Genomic DNA, 18534 nt, shown 5'->3' with positions numbered 1-18534 from the left:
ACATCTATAATTTAACGTTTAGTAAACACTTTGTCAATCGCTTTTATTCAATTTTTATAATGGACACTTTCTCGTTTGATCAGTTTGGCCGGAATCATGACTCGCACGGGAATATCTCGTTCTTCGCGGATCCGTTCCAACGCCAACTTGACGGCAAATTTCCCAAGTTCTTCGGTCTCTACCTTCACGGTCGTCAACGAAGGTGTCAGGAATTCAGCGATTTCAATGTCGTCGAAACTAGAGATCGAGATGTCCTCTGGGATGCTATATCCTTGTTTTTGAAAAGCGCGATACACACCGACGGCCATCGGGTCACTCGCGACCAACACCGCTGTCGTGTCGCCACGCTCCGTCAACTGTTCACCTAAACGCAGTCCTTCCAACGTGCTCCATCCCCCTAATAGCCCATAGCGGAGATGCTGCAACCCTTTGTCGTTCATCCAAGATACATAGGTCTGATACCGATCCTCGTCCTCATTGAAATAGACGTCACCCTCTTGGTTCATGACGACACGCTGCCCTCCGATATAGGCGATGTTGCGATGTCCGTTTTCGTATAGATGTTCTAGACTCGCTATGGTCGCGCTTTTGAAATCAGAATATACGGCGTCAAACCGTGCGTCGGCATGCGAGTCATCGATGACGACAATATTAGGATTCTCGTTATAGAGCGACTCCAATGTTTTCGGGTCGACCGTACCGAGGACGAGGATTCCTCCGAGATGGTTCAATCCTTCCCAGTCCGCTTTTTTATCAGACAGACGGATCACCCGGTTGACACTCACCCTCAGCCGTTCGGCTTCTTGTTCAATACCGCGTCGAATCGCTCGGAAATATGGATCATCAATCTCTTGAATCTCATTGACCGTGGTCACGAGCCCAACTGTCGCGATCCGGTTCTTATGCGTTTTCTTCTCTCGTGGGCTGTATTTTAATTGTTTCGCTGTTTGCAACACTTTATCACGTGTTTCTTGACTGACGGATAACTTCTCATCCGAATTCAATACGCGGGATACAGTCGCAATCGAAACGCCCGCCTTCTTCGCCACTTCACGAATGCTTGTCAAAGTAATCATGCCTCCAATATTGGGTAAAATGTGATTTAATTTTACTAAACAGAAGGATTTGTTTCAACCGTAAAGTAAAAGGCAGACAAGTCTTCACCTGTCCGCCTCCCTTTAGTCCCGTGATTGAATTACTTGAATAAAGCGCTGAAGTCCTCGTTGTCCATTTTCGTCCAACTTAAAGACGCCGCAGTCCTCAAGTCCCTTAACAAATTTTTCGGCTACGGCCATTTCGATGAAACGTTCGATATTCTCCCTTCCATCGTATGCCCGTTTCAATTCGCAAGCCCAATCTTGATGGAGATCTTGTACGTTGTCCGTTTCTCCTACAATAAATCTCTTAACTTCGTCCATCTCAGCTTGGAGCCTCGCCGGGAGCACGGCAAGCCCCATCACCTCGATCAATCCGATATTTTCTCGTTTGATATGGTGAACATCTGCATGGGGATGGAAGAGTCCGAGTGGATGTTCCGATGTCGTCCGGTTGTTTCGAAGAACGAGATCCAACTCGAAGAACTCACCTTTTTTTCGTGCGATTGGTGTGATTGTATTATGCGGGGCGTCCGTGTGGGCCAAGATGTGACATGCTTCGTCCGAATAGTTGCGCCAAGTCGACAAGACACGATCCGCGCACGCGACGAGGCTGTTTTGATTTTGGCTACGCAACCGAATGACCGACAACGGCCAAAGCAACGTGTGTCCGCTCACATCTCGGAATTCCTCAAAAGAGAATCGGCCTGTCTCGCGCGCCTCCGCCATCGCAAACGTGTATCGTCCTGCTTGGTAATGGTCGTGCGATAAAATCGAGCCGCCCACAATCGGCAGGTCGGCATTCGATCCCGCGAAGTAATGCGGAAATTTCTCTACAAAGTCGAGCAGACGGACGAACGACGAACGGTCGATCCGCATATCTCGATGCTCACCCGACAATAAGATGCAGTGTTCGTCGTAATAGACGTAAGGCGAGTACTGCATATACCATTCCTCGCCTCCGAGTTCGAGCGGCACAAGCCGATGATTGGCTCGCGCCGGATGATCTAAGCGCCCTTCGTACCCTTCATTTTCCACACAGAGGAGACACTTCGGGTACGGGGTCCCCTCTTTCTTCACGCTCTTCTGTTGTGCAATCTCTTTCGGATCTTTCTCTGGCTTCGACACGTTGATCGTGATGTCGACCATTCCATATCTTGTATCTACTTGATAAGAGATATTCTGTTTCGTTCGCTCTGTCTGAATATAGTTCGAGTCCGTCGACAACCGGTAAAAGTAATCCGTCGCCATGACCGGGTCCGTCGCGTACTTGTCGTAAAACACCCGTTCTACTTCCGAGGGGCGTGGCATGAATTGGTTCATCATGTCTGCCGCAAACCGATCCCGCTGTGACCGGCCGTCCTCAGTCAAACCGTTCCGCACCGCCTCGTCCACCAATCGGTCGACGAGCTCCGGGATTCGACCGTTCGTCGTCTCATCGCTCGGTGTCGCCCCCGTCATGGCGAGCAACCGGTTCTTCACGTAGATGACATCCCGCTCCTGGATGAGTCCACTTTTTAGCGTTGCCGCCACGAGTCCATTCACAAGCGCACTCATCGTCCCACCTCACGATATCCGTCAGGGTGGGCGGCATGCCATGCCCATGCATCTGCGATGATACGGGTGATATCGGTTCTTTCAGGAGCCCACCCCAGTACTCGCTTCGCTTTTTCCGCAGAGGCAATGAGACGTGCGGGGTCGCCAGCTCTGCGTGTCGTCGCCTGAGCAGGAATCGCGTGTCCCGTCACTTGACGGGCCGCCTGAATCATCTCATTGACAGAGAAGCCCGTATTCGATCCCAAATTGAACACGTCACTCTTCTGACCGTCACGCAAATAGTGGAGGGCACGCACATGTGCATCTACCAAGTCTTCGACGTGGATATAGTCACGGATGCATGTCCCGTCTTCTGTCGGGTAATCCGTTCCGTAGATGGAGATGTGGTCCCGTTTCCCGTTCGCCACTTCCAAAATGAGCGGAATGAGATGTGTCTCGGGATGATGGTCCTCACCAATCTCTCCTCCCGACCTTGCCCCTGCCACATTGAAATAGCGCAGAGCCACATAGCGCAGTCCATGGGCATTCCCGATCCACCCCATCATCTTCTCCATCGCGAGCTTCGTTTCACCATACGTCGACGTCGGATGTGTCAGGGCCGACTCGGCAATCGGCATGATTTCCTGATCGCCATACGTCGCTGCCGTCGAAGAGAAAACGATCTCAAGCACACCGTGTCTCACCATCGTCTCTAACAACACCTGGGTCCCATAGACGTTGTTGTCATAATAATCGAGCGGTTTCTCCATCGACTCGCCGACGAGCGAATTTGCCGCAAAGTGGATCACTTGGTCAAACTGCTCTTGAGAGAACACCTTGTCTAAAAAGGCTTTATCTCGGATATCCCCCTCATAAAACGTCGCATTCGGATGCAACGCTCGGCGATGTCCCGTCGACAAATTATCCACGACGACGACATCTTCGCCTCGATCAATCAGTTGATAGACCGCATGAGAGCCGATGTAACCGGCTCCCCCTACAACGAGAATACTCATGAGATGCTCCCTCCTTTGATTTCATGGGCTCCTTCCCCGATAGAAGCGACGTAGCAAGTCGGCGCATATCCGATTTGGCGTTCATAGTCCGCAGTCACTTCGTCGATGAAACGAGCACTCTCATGTTCCCGTACTAAAGCGATGGCACAACCTCCAAAACCAGCGCCCGTCATGCGCGCCCCAATCGCCCCATGTCTCCATGCGCTCTCGACCAATGTGTTCAACTCGACACCGGTCACGTCATAATCCTTATCCAACGAGCGATGAGAGGCATCCATCAGTTCTCCGAAGCGATGGACGTCACCGGCCTGAAGAGCGTGGAGCGCCTCACGTGTGCGCTCATTTTCACTGACGACGTGTCTTGCCCGGCGATAGATGGTCTCATCTTCAAATCGATCTTGTCTTTCTTCTAGTGTGGCACTATCCAAATCACAGAGCGCACGAATATTCAATTCTTGATTGAGAACTTTTAGTGCCGTGTCACACTCTTGTCGCCGCTCGTTGTATTTAGAGTCGGCCAGTTCACGCCGCTTATTCGTATTCATGATGACGACCAATACATCCTCAAACTCAAACGGCGCATACGTACATTCAAGCGTATCGCAATCGAGTAACATCGCTTGATTTTTCTTGCCCATCCCAACCGCATATTGGTCCATGATCCCGCTGTTGACCCCGATGTATTCATTTTCGGCGCGTTGTCCGAATTTGACGAGATCAAGTTGATCAAAGTTCAAATCATACACCGCATTCAGAGCGACCGCCGTCACCAACTCAATCGAAGCCGACGAAGACAAGCCCGCACCGTTAGGGATATCGCCAAAATACAGAAAGTCCAACCCGAACGACGGTTCACGTCCATCAAGCATGTAACGGAGCATCGCTTTCGGATAATTCACCCACCCGTGCGCGTCTTGGTAATCAAGCTCACCTAACGGGACAGTGACCACTCCAGCTTCCGGAAAATTCATCGAGTAAAAACGGCACTGTCGATCGGTACGACGTCGTACCAACGCATATGTCCCGAACGTCAACGCCGCAGGAAAGACGTGTCCCCCATTATAGTCGATATGCTCTCCAATCAAATTGATTCTGCCAGGGGCAAAAAATACCCGTTCGAAGTCCTTCTGAAAAGTGTTTGTAAATGCTTCAGACAATTTCAGCATGTCTTTCATAGTCATTCCCTCCTTATCAGTTTCACCACACTCTGATTCTAACGCATTAAATCTATAAAATAAACAATGTTTAGTAAACAAAATTCATTTTTTTGTTTTTTATATCATCAATTAAATTAAGTTGATAAGTTATGATTTTATTTTTGTTCAGTTAACAAAAATAACGTAAGATTTAATTATAAAACCCGCACTGGCAAACCAGTGCGGGTTTTATATGACGCGTACACGTATATCGAAATAGAGACTCTACTCGTTTAAACGGTGACGTTTCATCGACTACATGAGAACATACGAAAAAACATTATCAACATCTTAATCTATTTATCTTTTCGAACTTATTTTGCCACGTCAGACAATAAATTTCTTCGTCATCTTGCGCATCTCGATGGCCATGTTGGACAGTTCTTGGGCCGACGCCGTGATCTCTTCCATCGACGCCATCTGTTCTTCCGTTGCCGCCGACGTGTTCTCGGTTTCGGTCGCGGTCGCCTCGGTGATTCCTTGAATCTCGCTGACGGACGTCAAAATCTCAGTCGCCCCGGCCGCCATCTCTTGGACGGCACCGGACACTTCTTCGACTTTATGCGCGACTTCTTCAATCGCTTCTTGAATCTCATCGAACGCCTCGCCTGTCTGTTTGACGTGGTGGACGCTGTTCGACACGTCACGTTCGACGATATGCATCGTCTCGACCGCGTCTTTCGTCTCCGCCTGTGTGTTTGCGATCAAGGCGGCGATTTGTTTCGTCGCTACGGCCGACTCCTCGGCAAGCTTGCGCACCTCTGAGGCGACGACGGCGAAGCCGCGCCCTTGGTCGCCCGCTCGTGCCGCCTCGATGGCTGCGTTCAAGGCGAGCAAGTTCGTCTGTTCGGCAATGCCCGTGATGGCCCCGGTAATCGTTCCGATCTCGTTTGATCTCATATTGAGCTGAGCGATCACTTGTTGGAGCTGTTTCATCTTTTCATTCGTCTCATCGAGTTGGTGCTCGAGCGTCTCAATCAATTCGTTCCCGCTCGCCACTTTTTGAAGTGTCGTTTCCGACAGTTCGGTCATGTGCTGTGCGTTCGTCGACACGTGATGGATGCCATTCGTCAAATCCGTCAACGTTTCGTTAGACGCTTTGACGCGCGTGAGCTGACGCATCGAACCTGACGCGATCTCTTCCATCGTCATCGCGACCATTTCCGTCGCTTTCGTCGTCTCCTCGACGTTATTCTTTAAGTCATCTGACGAGACGGCGACGCGGTCGGACGTCGCGGTCACTTGTTCGATCAAGTGACGTAAATTATCTTTCATCGCATTGAACGCTTGTACGAGCAACCCGATCTCGTCACGCGACGCGTATGTCCCGTGCACCGTCAAATCACCTTCGCCTGCCCGCTCCATCAGAAGGCTCAACTGTTTGATCGGCCGCAAAATCAGACGGGCGATATAGACCCCAAGAGCGATCGATGTCAAAAAGGCGAGGGCCGCGGTAACCCAAAAGACAACGATGGCGTTGCCGAGACTCTGTTGAATCTCCTCGTTGGAGGTTTCAGCCTCTTGTTTAATGCCTTCCATGAGTGAGGCCGCCGAGTCGACCAATTCGAGACGGGTCGGACGTAAATCAGACAAGTATGTTCGGTATGCTGCCGCATTCTCTTCCCGGAGCGCCGGTCGCAAGACGAGGTCGACTCCTTCTAGATAAGCCGTCACTCCTGTTGTAACATCCTCCATGTGCGCTTTCATCGTCTCATCTTTCGGGTCGAACATGTCGTTTAATGCCTTGAGATTAGACGATATACTCGCTCTCCGTTCGGCGATATCTGCTTCTAGCTCCTCGTTTCGTTCCGTCTCTGTAGACAGAATGAGCTCGAGTAGATATCCGTCAATCGCTCGCTCATCCGTCCGGATTTGCCCAAGATATTGCATCGGTAGCAAATCGTTTCGATACAGTTCTTCGCCCGCATCGGCCATTTGCCCGATATAGAGTCGACCCACGATGGCGATGACAATCATCGACAACAACGGAACCGCGAGCAAAATCATTATTTTCTTTGATAGTGACATTTGTTTCATTTTCATCCCTCCATTCTCTTTATCGGAGCGAATCATTTATTTTCAAACGAAAAAATCTTCAGGGTGAAATAATTTTTTCACTGAATATTCAAATCAAGTAAAACATTGTGATATTTGTCCGATAATAAGATAGCCAAATCGAACTACTATTCAGAATGTGAGGAAATTATATGAGTGCTACGAAACGTAATCAGTTGATGCTCGTCACCACGTTCGTCATCGTCTTGACGTCCGTCATTGTCCACTTGCTCCACCGCTTCACCGATTTCGCCTATACATACACCGTGCTCCGTAACGGGACCGTCGGCTATGCGTACCCGGTCGCGACATGGGTATTGTTTGCCGTTCCGATCGTGCTGTTCCTGTTTATGGTCGTCAGCCGTCGCACGAAACCCGAGCTATTCCCGTATTTGATGATGCTCACGCTGACGTTCACGAGCATCTCGACCGTCGCCGGCGGCCAAGGACTCGTCGAGTATCACTTCTCGATTTTCGTCGTCTTGGCGATTTTGTCGTTCATGCGCCGCATCGACTTGATCCTCTATAGCACCGTCATCTTCGCGGTACAACACTTGGCCGGCTATTTCTTGTTCCCGGAGATCATCTGCGGAACGGCCGACTATCCGTTCAGCCTGCTCCTCGTCCATGCGATTTATCTCATCTTGTTGAGCGCGGTGCTCATCGTCCAGATCCACTTCCGTAACCTCGAGTCGTCACGCGTCAAAGCGCAAGAGGACGAGACACGCCGCTTATTGAGACAGGCCGTCACCGACGCGAGCCAACTCGTCATGACCTTGAAGACACATGCGACCGAGCTCGAGACGGCCGCCAATCAGTCGCTCGCGTCCGGGGAACAAATCGCCGTCACGGTCGATCCGATCGTCGCGCACGCGACCGAACAAGAGACGTCGATGAATCACGGGGCCGATGAGATTCAATCGATTCGCGCGCTCACCGCCCTCATTCAGGAGCGGATGGCCCAGACCGCCGCCGCCTCGTCCCGGATCGCGGCCGATGCGATTGAAGGGAAAGATGACATGCAGCGGATGGAAGCGAAAGTCGAAGAGATTATCCATGAGTCCGAGCGGCTCGAACGCGTCGTCACGACGATGTCGAACCGCTCGACCGAGATTCAAGCCATCCTGCAACACGTCGAGACAATCAGCGGCCAGACGAACATGCTCGCCTTGAACGCCTCGATTGAGGCGGCACGGGCCGGTGACGCCGGACGGGGCTTCGCCGTCGTCGCTTCAGAGGTCGGCAAACTCGCCGTCCAGTCCCGTGATTACGCGGCCGAGATGACACGCGTCCTCGGTGGCCTCATGGAGGATACGACGGTCGTCCGGGAATCGGCGCAGTTGTTCAAACAAGCGACCGAGAACTGTCAAACCGTCTCGGCCGATATGACCGCCGTCTTCCACCGCTTGACCGAGGATGTCTCCGAGATTGACGGGCAAATCAATTCGATTCAAGCGACGCGTCAAAGTGTGACGTCGCAGATGGAGACGCTCGAGATGCGCCTCGCGACAACGAAACACGCGGCGAGCGAGTTGCAGCAACAGATTCAACACGTCGCCGCCGCGACCGAGGAACAAGTCGCCATCCAAAAAGAGTTGAGTTGTATGTCCGACCGCCTCGCCTCGACCGCGAGCACGTTAGAAGACGTGACCGGTCAGCTTGAGTCCCGGGCCAACTAAAAAACCAGACCGCGAATGTTGGATTCGCGGTCTGGTTTTTTATAATGTGGCAATCAGTTTGTCGAGCGCCTCACGAAGTGGCGTCACCGGACGGCCGAGCACCAACTCGAAATCGTTCGACTCGACTTCGAGCGAGCCGTTGCGGATGCTGTCTTGAATGCCGACGACGATCGGAATCGCTTCTTCCGGCACCCCGGCGCCGCGCATGACGTCAGCGTATGCCTCGGCACTCACCTCCTGGAGGGCGACTTCACGTCCAAGCACGTCACTGAGCACCTCGACGAGCTCGGCTTGAGTATGGAGCGGACCCGATAGTTCGAAGATATCTTGTTCGAAATCGTCCGCTAGGAGGACGTTTGCGATCGCTTCGGCGTAGTCTTCCTGCAATGCCCAACCGACTTTCCCGTCCCGGGCTGCCGTCACCCAAGGTGCGCCGGCGAGCACGCCTTGAATGTTGCCAAGTTCATTCTCTAAATACCAGTTGTTGCGCAAGAACGCGTGCGGGATACCAGTCCGCTCGATCGCGCCTTCGGTTTCGACGTGCGGCGGTGCCATGAGGTTTTGACTATCGGTCGCATCAGCGAGACTCGTGTAGGCGATGAACGACACGCCGGCTCGTTCGGCCGCTTCGACCGCGTTCGCATGTTGCCGGATGCGTGTCTCGTTATCCCCGTCCGTCGAGATGATGAGCAGTCGTTCGACATCCTTAAACGCTTCATCGAGCGTCTCTGGCTTGTCGAAGTCGCCGTGACGCACGTCGACCCCTTTCGATTTCAGAGCTTCCGCTTTTTCAAGGTTGCGGACACTGACTGCGAGTTCGCTTGCCGGGACCGATTTGAGTAACTCATCGACAATTTTCGAACCGAGTTTCCCGGTCGCACCTGTGACTAAGTATTTCATCTGTTCATGCCTCCTTTTGAGTTCAATCAAGTTGATTCATTCTTTTTCCCCTTATAGAAGGGTAGCAAATCAAAAAATGAGACATTTTCTCCAACTACGAATGTGCCATTAATGTTTCGCACATTTATGGTCAACAAATTCAATCTCCAGTTGTATGGGCGTGCTCTTTGCTATCGGGTAAAGTAAACAGAAATGTCATATACGCAAGGAGAAACGATTCATGGAACAATGGATTCAACAAATGATTGAGCAGTTCGGCTATTTCGGCGTCCTTTTCCTCATCTTCATCGAGAATGTCTTCCCGCCCATCCCGTCCGAGCTCATTTTAATATTCGCTGGCTTCTTCACGACGACGACCGCACTCTCACCCGTCTGGATGATTCTCGCTGCGACGGTCGGGGCGGTCATCGGAGCCATCGTCTTATATAGCGTCGGCCTGTTCTTCGACAGGGAGCGCCTCGAGGCTTGGGTCGGACGTTATGGCAAGCGCCTCTATATGAAAGTTGATGACGTCCGTATGGCCGATCGTTGGTTCGACCGCTTTGGACCGAAACTCGTTTTTTTCGGTCGATTCGTCCCTGTCGTCCGCAGTCTCATCTCGATTCCGGCCGGCATGTCGAACATGCCGTTCATCAAATTCTTGACGTTAACGACACTCGGGACGTTGATTTGGAACACAGTGCTCATCTTTGTCGGCGTATATGTCGGGGAGAATTGGCAAGTGTGGCTCGGCCATATCGAGACGTATTCGCATGTCATGTATGGTGTCCTCGCCGTCATCCTGCTCGGACTAGGGGCTTTCATCGTACGTGTCATCTGGTCACGCCGCTCTGAACAGCGTTAAGTTTGCACACTCCGAATTGACTTCGGAGTGTTTTTTCATGAATTCACATATTTATGCTTGACTTTAAGTTCTTATGACCTTAAATTAATCATATAGAGTTCATTTGAACTTAAAAAGGAGGAATTGTTGTTGACCCTGCTCATCGCCTTTTTGGCGCTCGTCATCTTCATGCTCGCACTTGACCTCGGGGTGTTCCACCGCAAGGCACACGAAGTCTCGCTCCGTGAGGCATGGACATGGACGTTCGTCTGGATTGGGATTGCTCTCGCGTTCGGTGGATGGTTGTTTTACTCACAAGGTGGCACGGCCGCGACCGAATATGCGAGCGTCTACTTCATCGAGAAAGCACTCGCCATCGATAACGTGTTCGTCTTCTCGCTCGTATTCGCCTACTTCGCGATTCCGCTCAAGTATCAGCACAAAGTATTATTCTGGGGCATTCTCGGAGCAATCTTCTTCCGGGCCGTCTTCATCGTTGCCGGGGTATCCCTGTTGGAGAATTTCGGTTGGGTCTACTACGTGTTCGGTGCCTTCCTCGTCTACACAGGTTGGATGATGTTCAAGAATATCGGCAAAGACGAGTCGCTCGAAGAGAACAAGACGATTCGTTGGCTCGAGCGCCGCTTGCCGATCACGCAAGACATCTCGTCTGGTAAGTTCACGAAACGTATCAACGGCAAACTGTTTTTCACACCGCTCTTCATCGCGCTCATCTTTATCGAAATTTCAGATATCGTCTTCGCCGTCGACTCGGTCGCGGCCAGTTTTGCCTACTCGCGTGACCCGTATATCATCTTCTATGCGAACATCATGGCGATTCTTGGACTCCGTAGCCTCTACTTCGTCCTTGCTAACTTGATTGACCGCTTCTATTACTTGAAGCACGGGCTCAGCTTCATGCTCGTCTTCATCGGGACAAAGATGATTTTCGGCGACGTGTACAAGATGCCGATTTGGATGTCGCTTGGCGCCATCGTCCTCGTCATCTTGATCAGCGTCGTCTATAGTTTCTACAAAACGAAACCAAATCAACAGACGAACGTATAACAAAAGGGAGACGTGCTAGCCTCCCAGGTGGATCACTTCTCAATTGTGGGTAAACCTTTAGTCTAGCAAACACAGAAAAGGTGGTTATGCATGTTTGACCGTATGGGTGATGTGAGTATTGGACTCGTCTTCGGGATCGTGTTGATGCTTCTGTTCAACAGTCCGTGGGGACTTGGCGTCGGCGTGATGTTAGGAATCTTTTTCCTCGTCGCACCGCGCTCGACAAACCGCCGTACTAGAAACTATATACCGCAGACAGACTAAACCGGGGCACATGCTTCGGTTTTTCTTCTGTATACTGGAGAAAACCCTTTAGGAGGAGCCATGAATTATTCAATGACGGAACTGACGGAGGCGAAGCGGCAAATCGATTCGATTCTCCAAAAACTGAACGAGACGGTGAGGACGCTCGAGGCGAAAGACTCCCCTGAGCGATACAAATCGCAGGTGACACTGGCGAAACGACGGATTGATGCCCTCACGTTAGCGTTATATCTGATCGAAGAGAAGCTTCACAAGGACTTGTGAGAAATTTGGTTCAAATTCAAGAATTTTGCACATTTTGCACATTGTCGCATAGGCATTGCATACACGTTGCTTTACAATTTCACTTGAAGGCGTTTTAGGAATGTTTCAGCAGAAGATAGGGGGCGACACCGATGACACACAACCTTGAACCGATTGCTTCGTCTTCTTTTGAAGCGCACGACGACACTCGACCTGATCCGACCGAGCGAGACTGGACGAAACCGGATGGATTTGTCCAATCCTTGCTCGACAAGTCGCAGGCGATGGTCTGCTTTTATGAACCCGCGACGAATACGTTCTTAATGAATGAGAATTTGGCTCGACGCTTCGAGGTTTCGAAATCAAGCACGCTCGAGTCTTTTCTCGCGCGATGCCGGCAAATAGAAGTCGTACCGCGTGAACAGTTTGAGGCTTTCTTCCGCTCGATTTGCTCATCTGAGCCGGTCTCGACGCTCGAATGCTCGTTCGATACACATCTTTTTCAAGTCGTCCCATACTTTATCAATAACCCGGACAGCGTGTTCCTCACATGGTACGACCATACCGAGACACTTGAGTTATCTTTACGGAAAGAAGTGTTCCTCGCCGAGTTGTCACACGAGATTCGCACACCGTTGACGGCCATCAAAGGATTCACCGAACTGTTATTGCATCAACCGCTCACGCGTGAGAAGCAAGCGAATATGTTACGGCTGATTCAACAAGAGACTGAACGGCTCGAGCGGCTCGCCGATCATTATTTGGATTTTCAACGCCATGATGCGGTCGTGCTGAACGGACACATGGACGACGTGTCCGTCTCCCACATGTTAGATGAAATTCTTGCGACATTTCACGCGACGACCGCAACCCATACCATTTCCATACAGATCGAGCCAGAAAACATGACCATCGTCGCTCATGCGGATCGGGTCAGACAATGTCTGCAAAATCTTATTCATAATGCGATCAAGTATTCACCGCAAGGCGGCAATGTGTCTATATCGGCGTTTGAAGAGGCACATGAGATAGTCATTCAAATCCGTGATGAAGGCATCGGCATCCCAGCAGACGCGTTGCCTAAATTGTTTGAACGTTACTATCGAGTCGAATCGGAGGCTCACCGTGCCATCAAAGGGACCGGGCTCGGACTTCAAATTTGTAAACAATGCATGGACGCCCACGGCGGGAGTATCCACGTTGAATCGGTCGCTGGCATCGGATCCACGTTCACCTTGCGTTTTCCACGACGCTTCTAAAAAAGAGAAGGATTTGGTCATGCGACCAAATCCTTCTCTTTATGAGCGAGCGGATGCTTGCGTCTGTCCGCTTCTTTCGTATTCCCACCGTGCCAACTGTTCTAAAATCGGATAAAGGGACTCCCCTTCCTCTGATAATCGATATTCGACCCGGGGCGGAATCTCTGAGTAGACGGTACGGATGATCAATCCGTCTTGTTCGAGCTCCCGCAACTGACGGGTCAATGTTCGCGGGGTCGCTTGCGGGAACAGGCGGCAGATTTCATTGAACCGCTTCACGCCGAGCGTGCCGAGCCGATGCAGAATCAACATCTTATATTTCCCGGAAAATTTTTGGACAATCGTTTCGACAGGACACGTTTCCATGGAACCACTCCTTCAGTATCTTTGAGGATAGTATACGTCAAATTTGTGCGTACTTCTATTCTTGTACATAAACAAGTACGCTAGAGATATCTACTAGACAAAGGAGTGAATGTGATGCATATCGCAGTATTCGGAGGCAGCGGACGGACGGGGCGTGAATTGATCACTCAGGCTCTCGCCCATGGTCATCATGTCAAAGCGCTAGTCAGAAGTCCGGAAAAACTTGATTTGACTCATGACCGGTTGACGATTGTGAAAGGAGACGCCGAAAACCGGGATGATGTTTTCCGGACCGTTGAAGGAACGGATGCGGTCCTGATGGCTCTCGGCCACACGAAGACATCGAACAAGGACGTATTGGAACAAGCGACATCCCATGTCGTTGCCGCCATGCATGCGTACAACGCGACACGCGTCGTCAATTTGACAGGTGCGACGGTCAAAGTACCGAAAGACGTCAAACAGAAACTCATCAGCCGGTTCGCCGAGACGCTCATGAAGACGTTCGCGGGCGATTTACTGCGCGACAGTTACATCCAAAAAGGGATTCTCGAGGCAAGCGGTCTCGAATGGACGATTGTCCGTGGCCCCCTCTTATTAGAAGGACCTATGACCGGAACGTATCGGACCGGTTATTTCGCGTTTGACAAGCCGATGATTGACCGGGCCGACGTCGCCCATTTCATGTTGCGCGAACTTGAAGAGCGTCAATACGTGCACGAATATCCGCTAATCGGAAACTAACAGACGTGGCCGCATTATTCGGCCACGTCTGTTTTCGCTTCAGATTCCACGTTCGCTTTCGCTTCTTTCTCTTCTTTCTCCAACTCTTCAATCAATCGCTTCATCTCAGCGATTTCCCGTTCTTGCGCTTTGATGATCTCTTCTGACAACTGTTTCACGCGTGGGTCCTCGATCTCCGCCCGTTCGCTCGTCAAGATGGCGATCGAGTGGTGCGGGATCATCGCTTTCATCCAACTGACGTCATCGACCGTCGTCTGACTGCGGACGAGCCATAGCGAGAGTCCGAACACGAGCGCGCTCGCTCCCAAGATGACGGCGTTCAACTTCTTGTTCTTGTACATGCCCCACATGAACAGCAACATGACGAACGCCATGACCGAACCCATGATGAGCGCCATGTACAGACGCGTCTGACTGAAGAAGATGTGGTCGAATTGGAACACGTTCAAATACATGAGCCAATACATAAGAAACGTCGACACAAGAATCATCAAGCCGAATTTTGCGTAAGGTTTCATTTGTCTCTCCTGCCTTTCTATTCATTTGCTGCTATGTATTCCTTTGCCTATTCTTTTTTCGTTAAAACCCCATGGTCCATCTCGTCGAGCGAGCATGTCTATCATTTCACTTCTTTTTCACAAACAGGGGCTATACTATCAAAATGGACTTTGCCGACAAAGGAGAAATCAAGACGTGTTAAAAAACCTGCAAGACCTGTTGACAGAGCTGAAACAGCTCGTGACATGGACGTATTTAGATCACCCTGCCGAAACGACGATTGAGGGCATTTCCATCTCCTCAAAAGAAATTAAACAAAATTTTTTATTCGTCTGCATCTCGGGCTATCGCCATGACGGCCATGACTACGTGGACGAGGCGATCCATAACGGAGCGATCGCCATCATCGCCGAACGTCCGATCGAGGCCCGGGTGCCTGTCATCTATTGTAAAGATACGAAACTTGCTTTAGCTGAACTCGCCAGTGCGTTCTATGATTATCCGTCGACGCAACTGCGTCTGCATGGTGTCACCGGGACGAACGGAAAAACGACGACGACCGCGCTCGCGCATCAATTGTTCGACCGACTCGGCAGGTCAATCGGTTTGATCGGCACACTCGGTATCACGTATGCCGGTCAGACGTTCGAGACGCCGAACACGACACCCGATTCGTTGACGATCCACCGCCACCTCCACGCCATGGTCAAGGCCGGCGTGACGGATTGCCTAATTGAAGTCTCGTCCCAAGCCATCGCGGAGGGACGCATCTTCAGTCTCTCCTTCGACACGACCTCATTTCTCAATCTGTCGCACGACCATTTGGACTATCACGGTACGATGGAGACGTATGCGCACACGAAAGCTCAATTGTTCGCGCAATTGTCAGATTCGGGTTGCGGCATCTTCAACGGTGACGACCCGTATCATGCGCTCATGCGGTCCGTCGCACCCCCTCACGCGAGGCGGTTCATGTTCAGCCGCCATTCGTCCGCAGCCGATTTATTCGGTCAGACGGAAGATGACCGGCTTATCGTTCGTATGGACGGAGAGACGGCGTCATCTGCGCTCCCGTTCCAAGAAGGCTATAACCTTGATAACATGTTGTGTGCGATCAGTATCATCCATCAGTCGGGAATCCCCTTACAAAAAATTACCCCTCACCTCTCGAATTTGAGCTTACCGAGCGGTCGACTCGAGAAAGTGACGGGCATCTCGACACCAATCTATATCGACTACGGGCACACCCCGGATGCCATTGAAAAAGTCGTGACGTCGCTAACGGCCCGTCATTCTCGCGTGCTCGTGTTGCTCAGTGCCGCCGGTGAGCGTGACCGGACGAAACGTCGGATGATGACCGATGTGGTCGCTGTTTCAGGCGCCGATTTCATCTTGACGGTCCATGACCCGCGTCATGAGGACCCCCAGCAAATCCTTGACGACTTAGCGGATGGTCAGTCTGCCGAACTCGCCCGTTTTGACGAGCGCGAAGAAGCCATCCGTTTCTTCTGCGAGCGGATGGTAGACTATGACTGTGGGGTTCTGTTCGGAAAAGGACATGACCGTGTCGAGCGCATACAAGACGAGCTTGTGCCGTTCGACGAAGCCGGACTTGTCCGACGATTCTTTCGCCCTTGAACGACAAGGAGAACATAATCGGAGTCTCGAAATTGTTAGGAGTGATGAATCTATGAAGAAAGGGGGGCAACCGATGAACATCCTGATTGTCGATGACGAAGCAAAAATGAGGCGGCTCCTCCGTCTATTTCTCGAAGGGGACGGCTACACCTGCATCGAGGCCGCAGACGGACAAGAAGCGATGGAGCTGCTTTCTGAGCGTCCGGACTTGGTCATGTTAGACATCATGATGCCCGGTGTCGACGGGATCACATTGTGTCGCCAAATCAAAGCGCTCGACGCGGAACTTCCTGTCGTCTTATTAACGGCTCGCTCAGACAGCGAGACGACGATTCGTGGGTTGGACGCGGGAGCCGACGATTATGTCACGAAACCGTTCGAAGGAAATGTACTCCTAGCCCGAATTCGTGCGGTGTTGCGACGGAGCCGCGTCACGAATGTGAATTATGGACAATTGCGTTATGAAGAAACGAGCGGGCGCATCCTCTATCAAGAACAAGAAGTCGTCATGACGCCGAAAGCGACGGCCATCTTAAAGTTGTTTCTGCAACATCCGAACCGGTTGTACAACCGGATGGATTTATACGACTTGGTGTGGCCATATTCGTCCGAGTCGGATCCGCGAACGGTCGATGCTCATATCCGCATGATTCGCGACAAGCTCGGCGAGGCTGGCTTCCCGATCGACGATTATTTGAAGACGGTGTGGGGACGCGGTTATCGCTGGAGCGAGGAGCGGGCGGACTCATGACGTTTCGACGCAACAGCCTCCCGTTCCGGATCAGCCTGATTTTCTTATTGACGACGCTGTTGATTGAAGGCGTCTTGTTTTTATTGCTGTATCACACGCTCCTCGGTGAACGCGTCGTCGAAGAAATCGATCGGCTCGAGTCGCGGGCCGAGAGTCATGCGAGCGTACTCTCGATGAGCTTTGATGATGAGACGATTGGTCACGTCGCGACGATGGAAAGTGAGACCGACACGAAAGTCGCCATCACCGCTCCCGATCATTCGATGTTACAGACGTCCAATCGATTCCCCGATCCGCTCGCGACGCTCGTTCAAAATGAAGCGAGTCGCGAAGACGTGAATGAAACGATCGTTCTCGAAAATGACTGGGAGAACGAACCGTATCTCGCCGTGCTGGCCCCGATTGACGCCATGGAGAGCGCGACACGCTACGGGTACGTGTACATGTTTCTCCCGACTGAGATCATTCATGAGATCAGTCATCGCCTTCAACTCCGGTTTCTTTACATCACTGGGATTGCGCTCGTCATCACCGTTTTGACGTTCGTTTTGCTGAGCCGTTTGATTTCAAATCCGATTCAGTTGTTGCGCCGAGCGACCGAGGATGTGTTGACGAATCCTGAGACGTTGACGCTCCCGACGAATCGAGAAGACGAGATTGGGGAACTCGCCCGCTCGATTGAAGCGATGTCGCTCGAACTGGCTCGCCTCCGCAAAGAACGGAACCAATTTTTATCTGATCTCGCCCATGAGATTAAGACACCGCTCACGTATCTGCAAGGGTATGCCGAGATCGCGTCAAAACCGCAAACGCCAGAGCCTTTAAAAAAGCAGTCGATCCAAACCATTCTTGAGGAGAGCCAAGCGCTGACCGAACTCGTCGAGAACGCGTTCCAGCTCGCCCAATTGGACGAGAACACGTTCACGTTGCATCGTGAAACTGTGCCTGCAAGTGAGTTATGCGAAGATTTACGCAGAGTGCTCGATACGATGTTCCGGGTGACGCCAATCGCTTTCAAAGCTCGGACCGATTGCGGCGCGACAGACGTCGCCCTTCAGTTAGATCGAAGCCGGATTTTGCAAGTGTTCCGTTCCATCGCCCACAATGCGATTGAACACAGCGAGGCAGGCCACGTCCAATTCGATATGCAGCTTGCGGATGAGGCGCTTCACTTCACCATCCAAGACGACGGGAAAGGCATCCCACAAGAGGACCTGCCTCACATCTTTGATCGTCTCTATCGGGTCGAAAAATCACGTTCCCGTCGGACAGGAGGCAGCGGACTCGGACTCGCCATCGCCCATCAAATCATTCGTCTGCATGACGGTACGTTGACCGTCGCCTCCGACCAATCCGGGACGACGTTTACAATCACGCTTCCGCTCCACTAAAAATGACCGGCCC

At 51.6% G+C, this 18534-nt stretch carries 18 protein-coding genes; 10 read left to right on the top strand and 8 right to left on the bottom strand.

All coding sequences use genetic code 11. The features are described from left to right. Positions 1 to 47: 47 nt before the first annotated feature. From KNP76_RS10430 to KNP76_RS10410, 5 genes are all read right to left on the bottom strand, one after another. The gene (locus tag KNP76_RS10430) at positions 48 to 1076 is read right to left on the bottom strand and encodes a LacI family DNA-binding transcriptional regulator (RefSeq protein WP_211780506.1); all 1029 of its coding nucleotides are present in this window, start codon (positions 1074 to 1076) and stop codon (positions 48 to 50) included. Positions 1077 to 1178: 102 nt separating this feature from the next. Next, entirely contained in the window at positions 1179 to 2651 is a 1473-nt protein-coding gene (locus KNP76_RS10425; RefSeq protein WP_214844486.1) for a UDP-glucose--hexose-1-phosphate uridylyltransferase, read from the bottom strand. Further along, positions 2648 to 3646, bottom strand: a complete 999-nt coding sequence (gene galE / locus KNP76_RS10420) for a UDP-glucose 4-epimerase GalE (protein WP_211780504.1) — start codon at positions 3644 to 3646, stop codon at positions 2648 to 2650. Before galE ends, KNP76_RS10425 begins: the two co-directional genes overlap by 4 nt. Next, complete coding sequence (locus KNP76_RS10415) at positions 3643 to 4821, bottom strand: galactokinase (RefSeq protein WP_371816211.1); 1179 nt, start codon at positions 4819 to 4821, stop codon at positions 3643 to 3645. Before KNP76_RS10415 ends, galE begins: the two co-directional genes overlap by 4 nt. Before the next feature lie 348 nt (positions 4822 to 5169). Further along, complete coding sequence (locus KNP76_RS10410) at positions 5170 to 6879, bottom strand: methyl-accepting chemotaxis protein (protein ID WP_214844485.1); 1710 nt, start codon at positions 6877 to 6879, stop codon at positions 5170 to 5172. Between the two features lie 170 nt (positions 6880 to 7049). On the opposite strand from KNP76_RS10410, the gene KNP76_RS10405 reads away from it, so the two are divergent. After that, positions 7050 to 8576, top strand: a complete 1527-nt coding sequence (locus KNP76_RS10405) for a methyl-accepting chemotaxis protein (RefSeq protein ID WP_214844484.1) — start codon at positions 7050 to 7052, stop codon at positions 8574 to 8576. A gap of 39 nt (positions 8577 to 8615) precedes the next feature. Here the strand turns inward: KNP76_RS10405 and KNP76_RS10400 are convergent, their stop codons facing one another. Further along, the gene (locus KNP76_RS10400; RefSeq protein ID WP_214844483.1) at positions 8616 to 9476 is read right to left on the bottom strand and encodes an SDR family oxidoreductase; all 861 of its coding nucleotides are present in this window, start codon (positions 9474 to 9476) and stop codon (positions 8616 to 8618) included. A gap of 220 nt (positions 9477 to 9696) precedes the next feature. Here KNP76_RS10400 and KNP76_RS10395 point away from each other — a divergent pair, with 220 nt between their 5' ends. The 5 genes from KNP76_RS10395 (at position 9697) to KNP76_RS10375 (ending at position 13133) form a co-directional block, all read left to right on the top strand. Next, positions 9697 to 10320: a DedA family protein gene (locus tag KNP76_RS10395; protein WP_114167458.1), complete on the top strand. Its 624-nt coding sequence runs from the start codon at positions 9697 to 9699 to the stop codon at positions 10318 to 10320. Positions 10321 to 10449: 129 nt separating this feature from the next. After that, on the top strand, positions 10450 to 11367 hold the full coding sequence (locus KNP76_RS10390; RefSeq protein WP_214844482.1) for a TerC family protein: 918 nt from the start codon (positions 10450 to 10452) through the stop codon (positions 11365 to 11367). A gap of 102 nt (positions 11368 to 11469) precedes the next feature. After that, on the top strand, positions 11470 to 11631 hold the full coding sequence (locus tag KNP76_RS10385) for a hypothetical protein (protein ID WP_198662216.1): 162 nt from the start codon (positions 11470 to 11472) through the stop codon (positions 11629 to 11631). 60 nt (positions 11632 to 11691) lie between these two features. After that, entirely contained in the window at positions 11692 to 11895 is a 204-nt protein-coding gene (locus tag KNP76_RS10380; RefSeq protein WP_114165113.1) for a hypothetical protein, read from the top strand. A 131-nt stretch (positions 11896 to 12026) separates the two neighbouring features. After that, a complete protein-coding gene (locus tag KNP76_RS10375) occupies positions 12027 to 13133 on the top strand; it encodes a sensor histidine kinase (protein ID WP_214844481.1) in 1107 nt (368 codons plus the stop codon). 39 nt (positions 13134 to 13172) lie between these two features. Here KNP76_RS10375 and KNP76_RS10370 read toward each other — a convergent pair whose 3' ends face one another. Then, a complete protein-coding gene (locus KNP76_RS10370) occupies positions 13173 to 13499 on the bottom strand; it encodes a winged helix-turn-helix transcriptional regulator (RefSeq protein ID WP_214844480.1) in 327 nt (108 codons plus the stop codon). Positions 13500 to 13613: 114 nt separating this feature from the next. On the opposite strand from KNP76_RS10370, the gene KNP76_RS10365 reads away from it, so the two are divergent. After that, positions 13614 to 14243, top strand: a complete 630-nt coding sequence (locus tag KNP76_RS10365) for an NAD(P)-dependent oxidoreductase (protein WP_214844479.1) — start codon at positions 13614 to 13616, stop codon at positions 14241 to 14243. A 14-nt stretch (positions 14244 to 14257) separates the two neighbouring features. Here KNP76_RS10365 and KNP76_RS10360 read toward each other — a convergent pair whose 3' ends face one another. Continuing rightward, entirely contained in the window at positions 14258 to 14761 is a 504-nt protein-coding gene (locus tag KNP76_RS10360) for a DUF305 domain-containing protein (RefSeq protein WP_214844478.1), read from the bottom strand. Positions 14762 to 14936: 175 nt separating this feature from the next. On the opposite strand from KNP76_RS10360, the gene KNP76_RS10355 reads away from it, so the two are divergent. From KNP76_RS10355 to KNP76_RS10345, 3 genes are all read left to right on the top strand, one after another. Then, positions 14937 to 16379 (top strand): UDP-N-acetylmuramoyl-L-alanyl-D-glutamate--2,6-diaminopimelate ligase, encoded by a 1443-nt coding sequence (locus tag KNP76_RS10355; RefSeq protein ID WP_214844477.1) that lies wholly within the window; start codon positions 14937 to 14939, stop codon positions 16377 to 16379. Positions 16380 to 16452: 73 nt separating this feature from the next. Next, a complete protein-coding gene (locus KNP76_RS10350; RefSeq protein ID WP_198662217.1) occupies positions 16453 to 17130 on the top strand; it encodes a response regulator transcription factor in 678 nt (225 codons plus the stop codon). Beyond that, on the top strand, positions 17127 to 18521 hold the full coding sequence (locus tag KNP76_RS10345; RefSeq protein WP_214844476.1) for a sensor histidine kinase: 1395 nt from the start codon (positions 17127 to 17129) through the stop codon (positions 18519 to 18521). The genes KNP76_RS10350 and KNP76_RS10345 overlap by 4 nt, the downstream gene beginning before the upstream one ends. Positions 18522 to 18534 lie beyond the last annotated feature (13 nt).

It is taken from the genome of Exiguobacterium sp. s150, assembly GCF_018618435.1.
In the GTDB taxonomy this organism is placed as follows: domain Bacteria; phylum Bacillota; class Bacilli; order Exiguobacteriales; family Exiguobacteriaceae; genus Exiguobacterium; species Exiguobacterium alkaliphilum.
The sequence above is the reverse complement of the archived record's forward strand: the minus strand, read 5'-3'. Positions and strand labels throughout refer to the sequence as shown.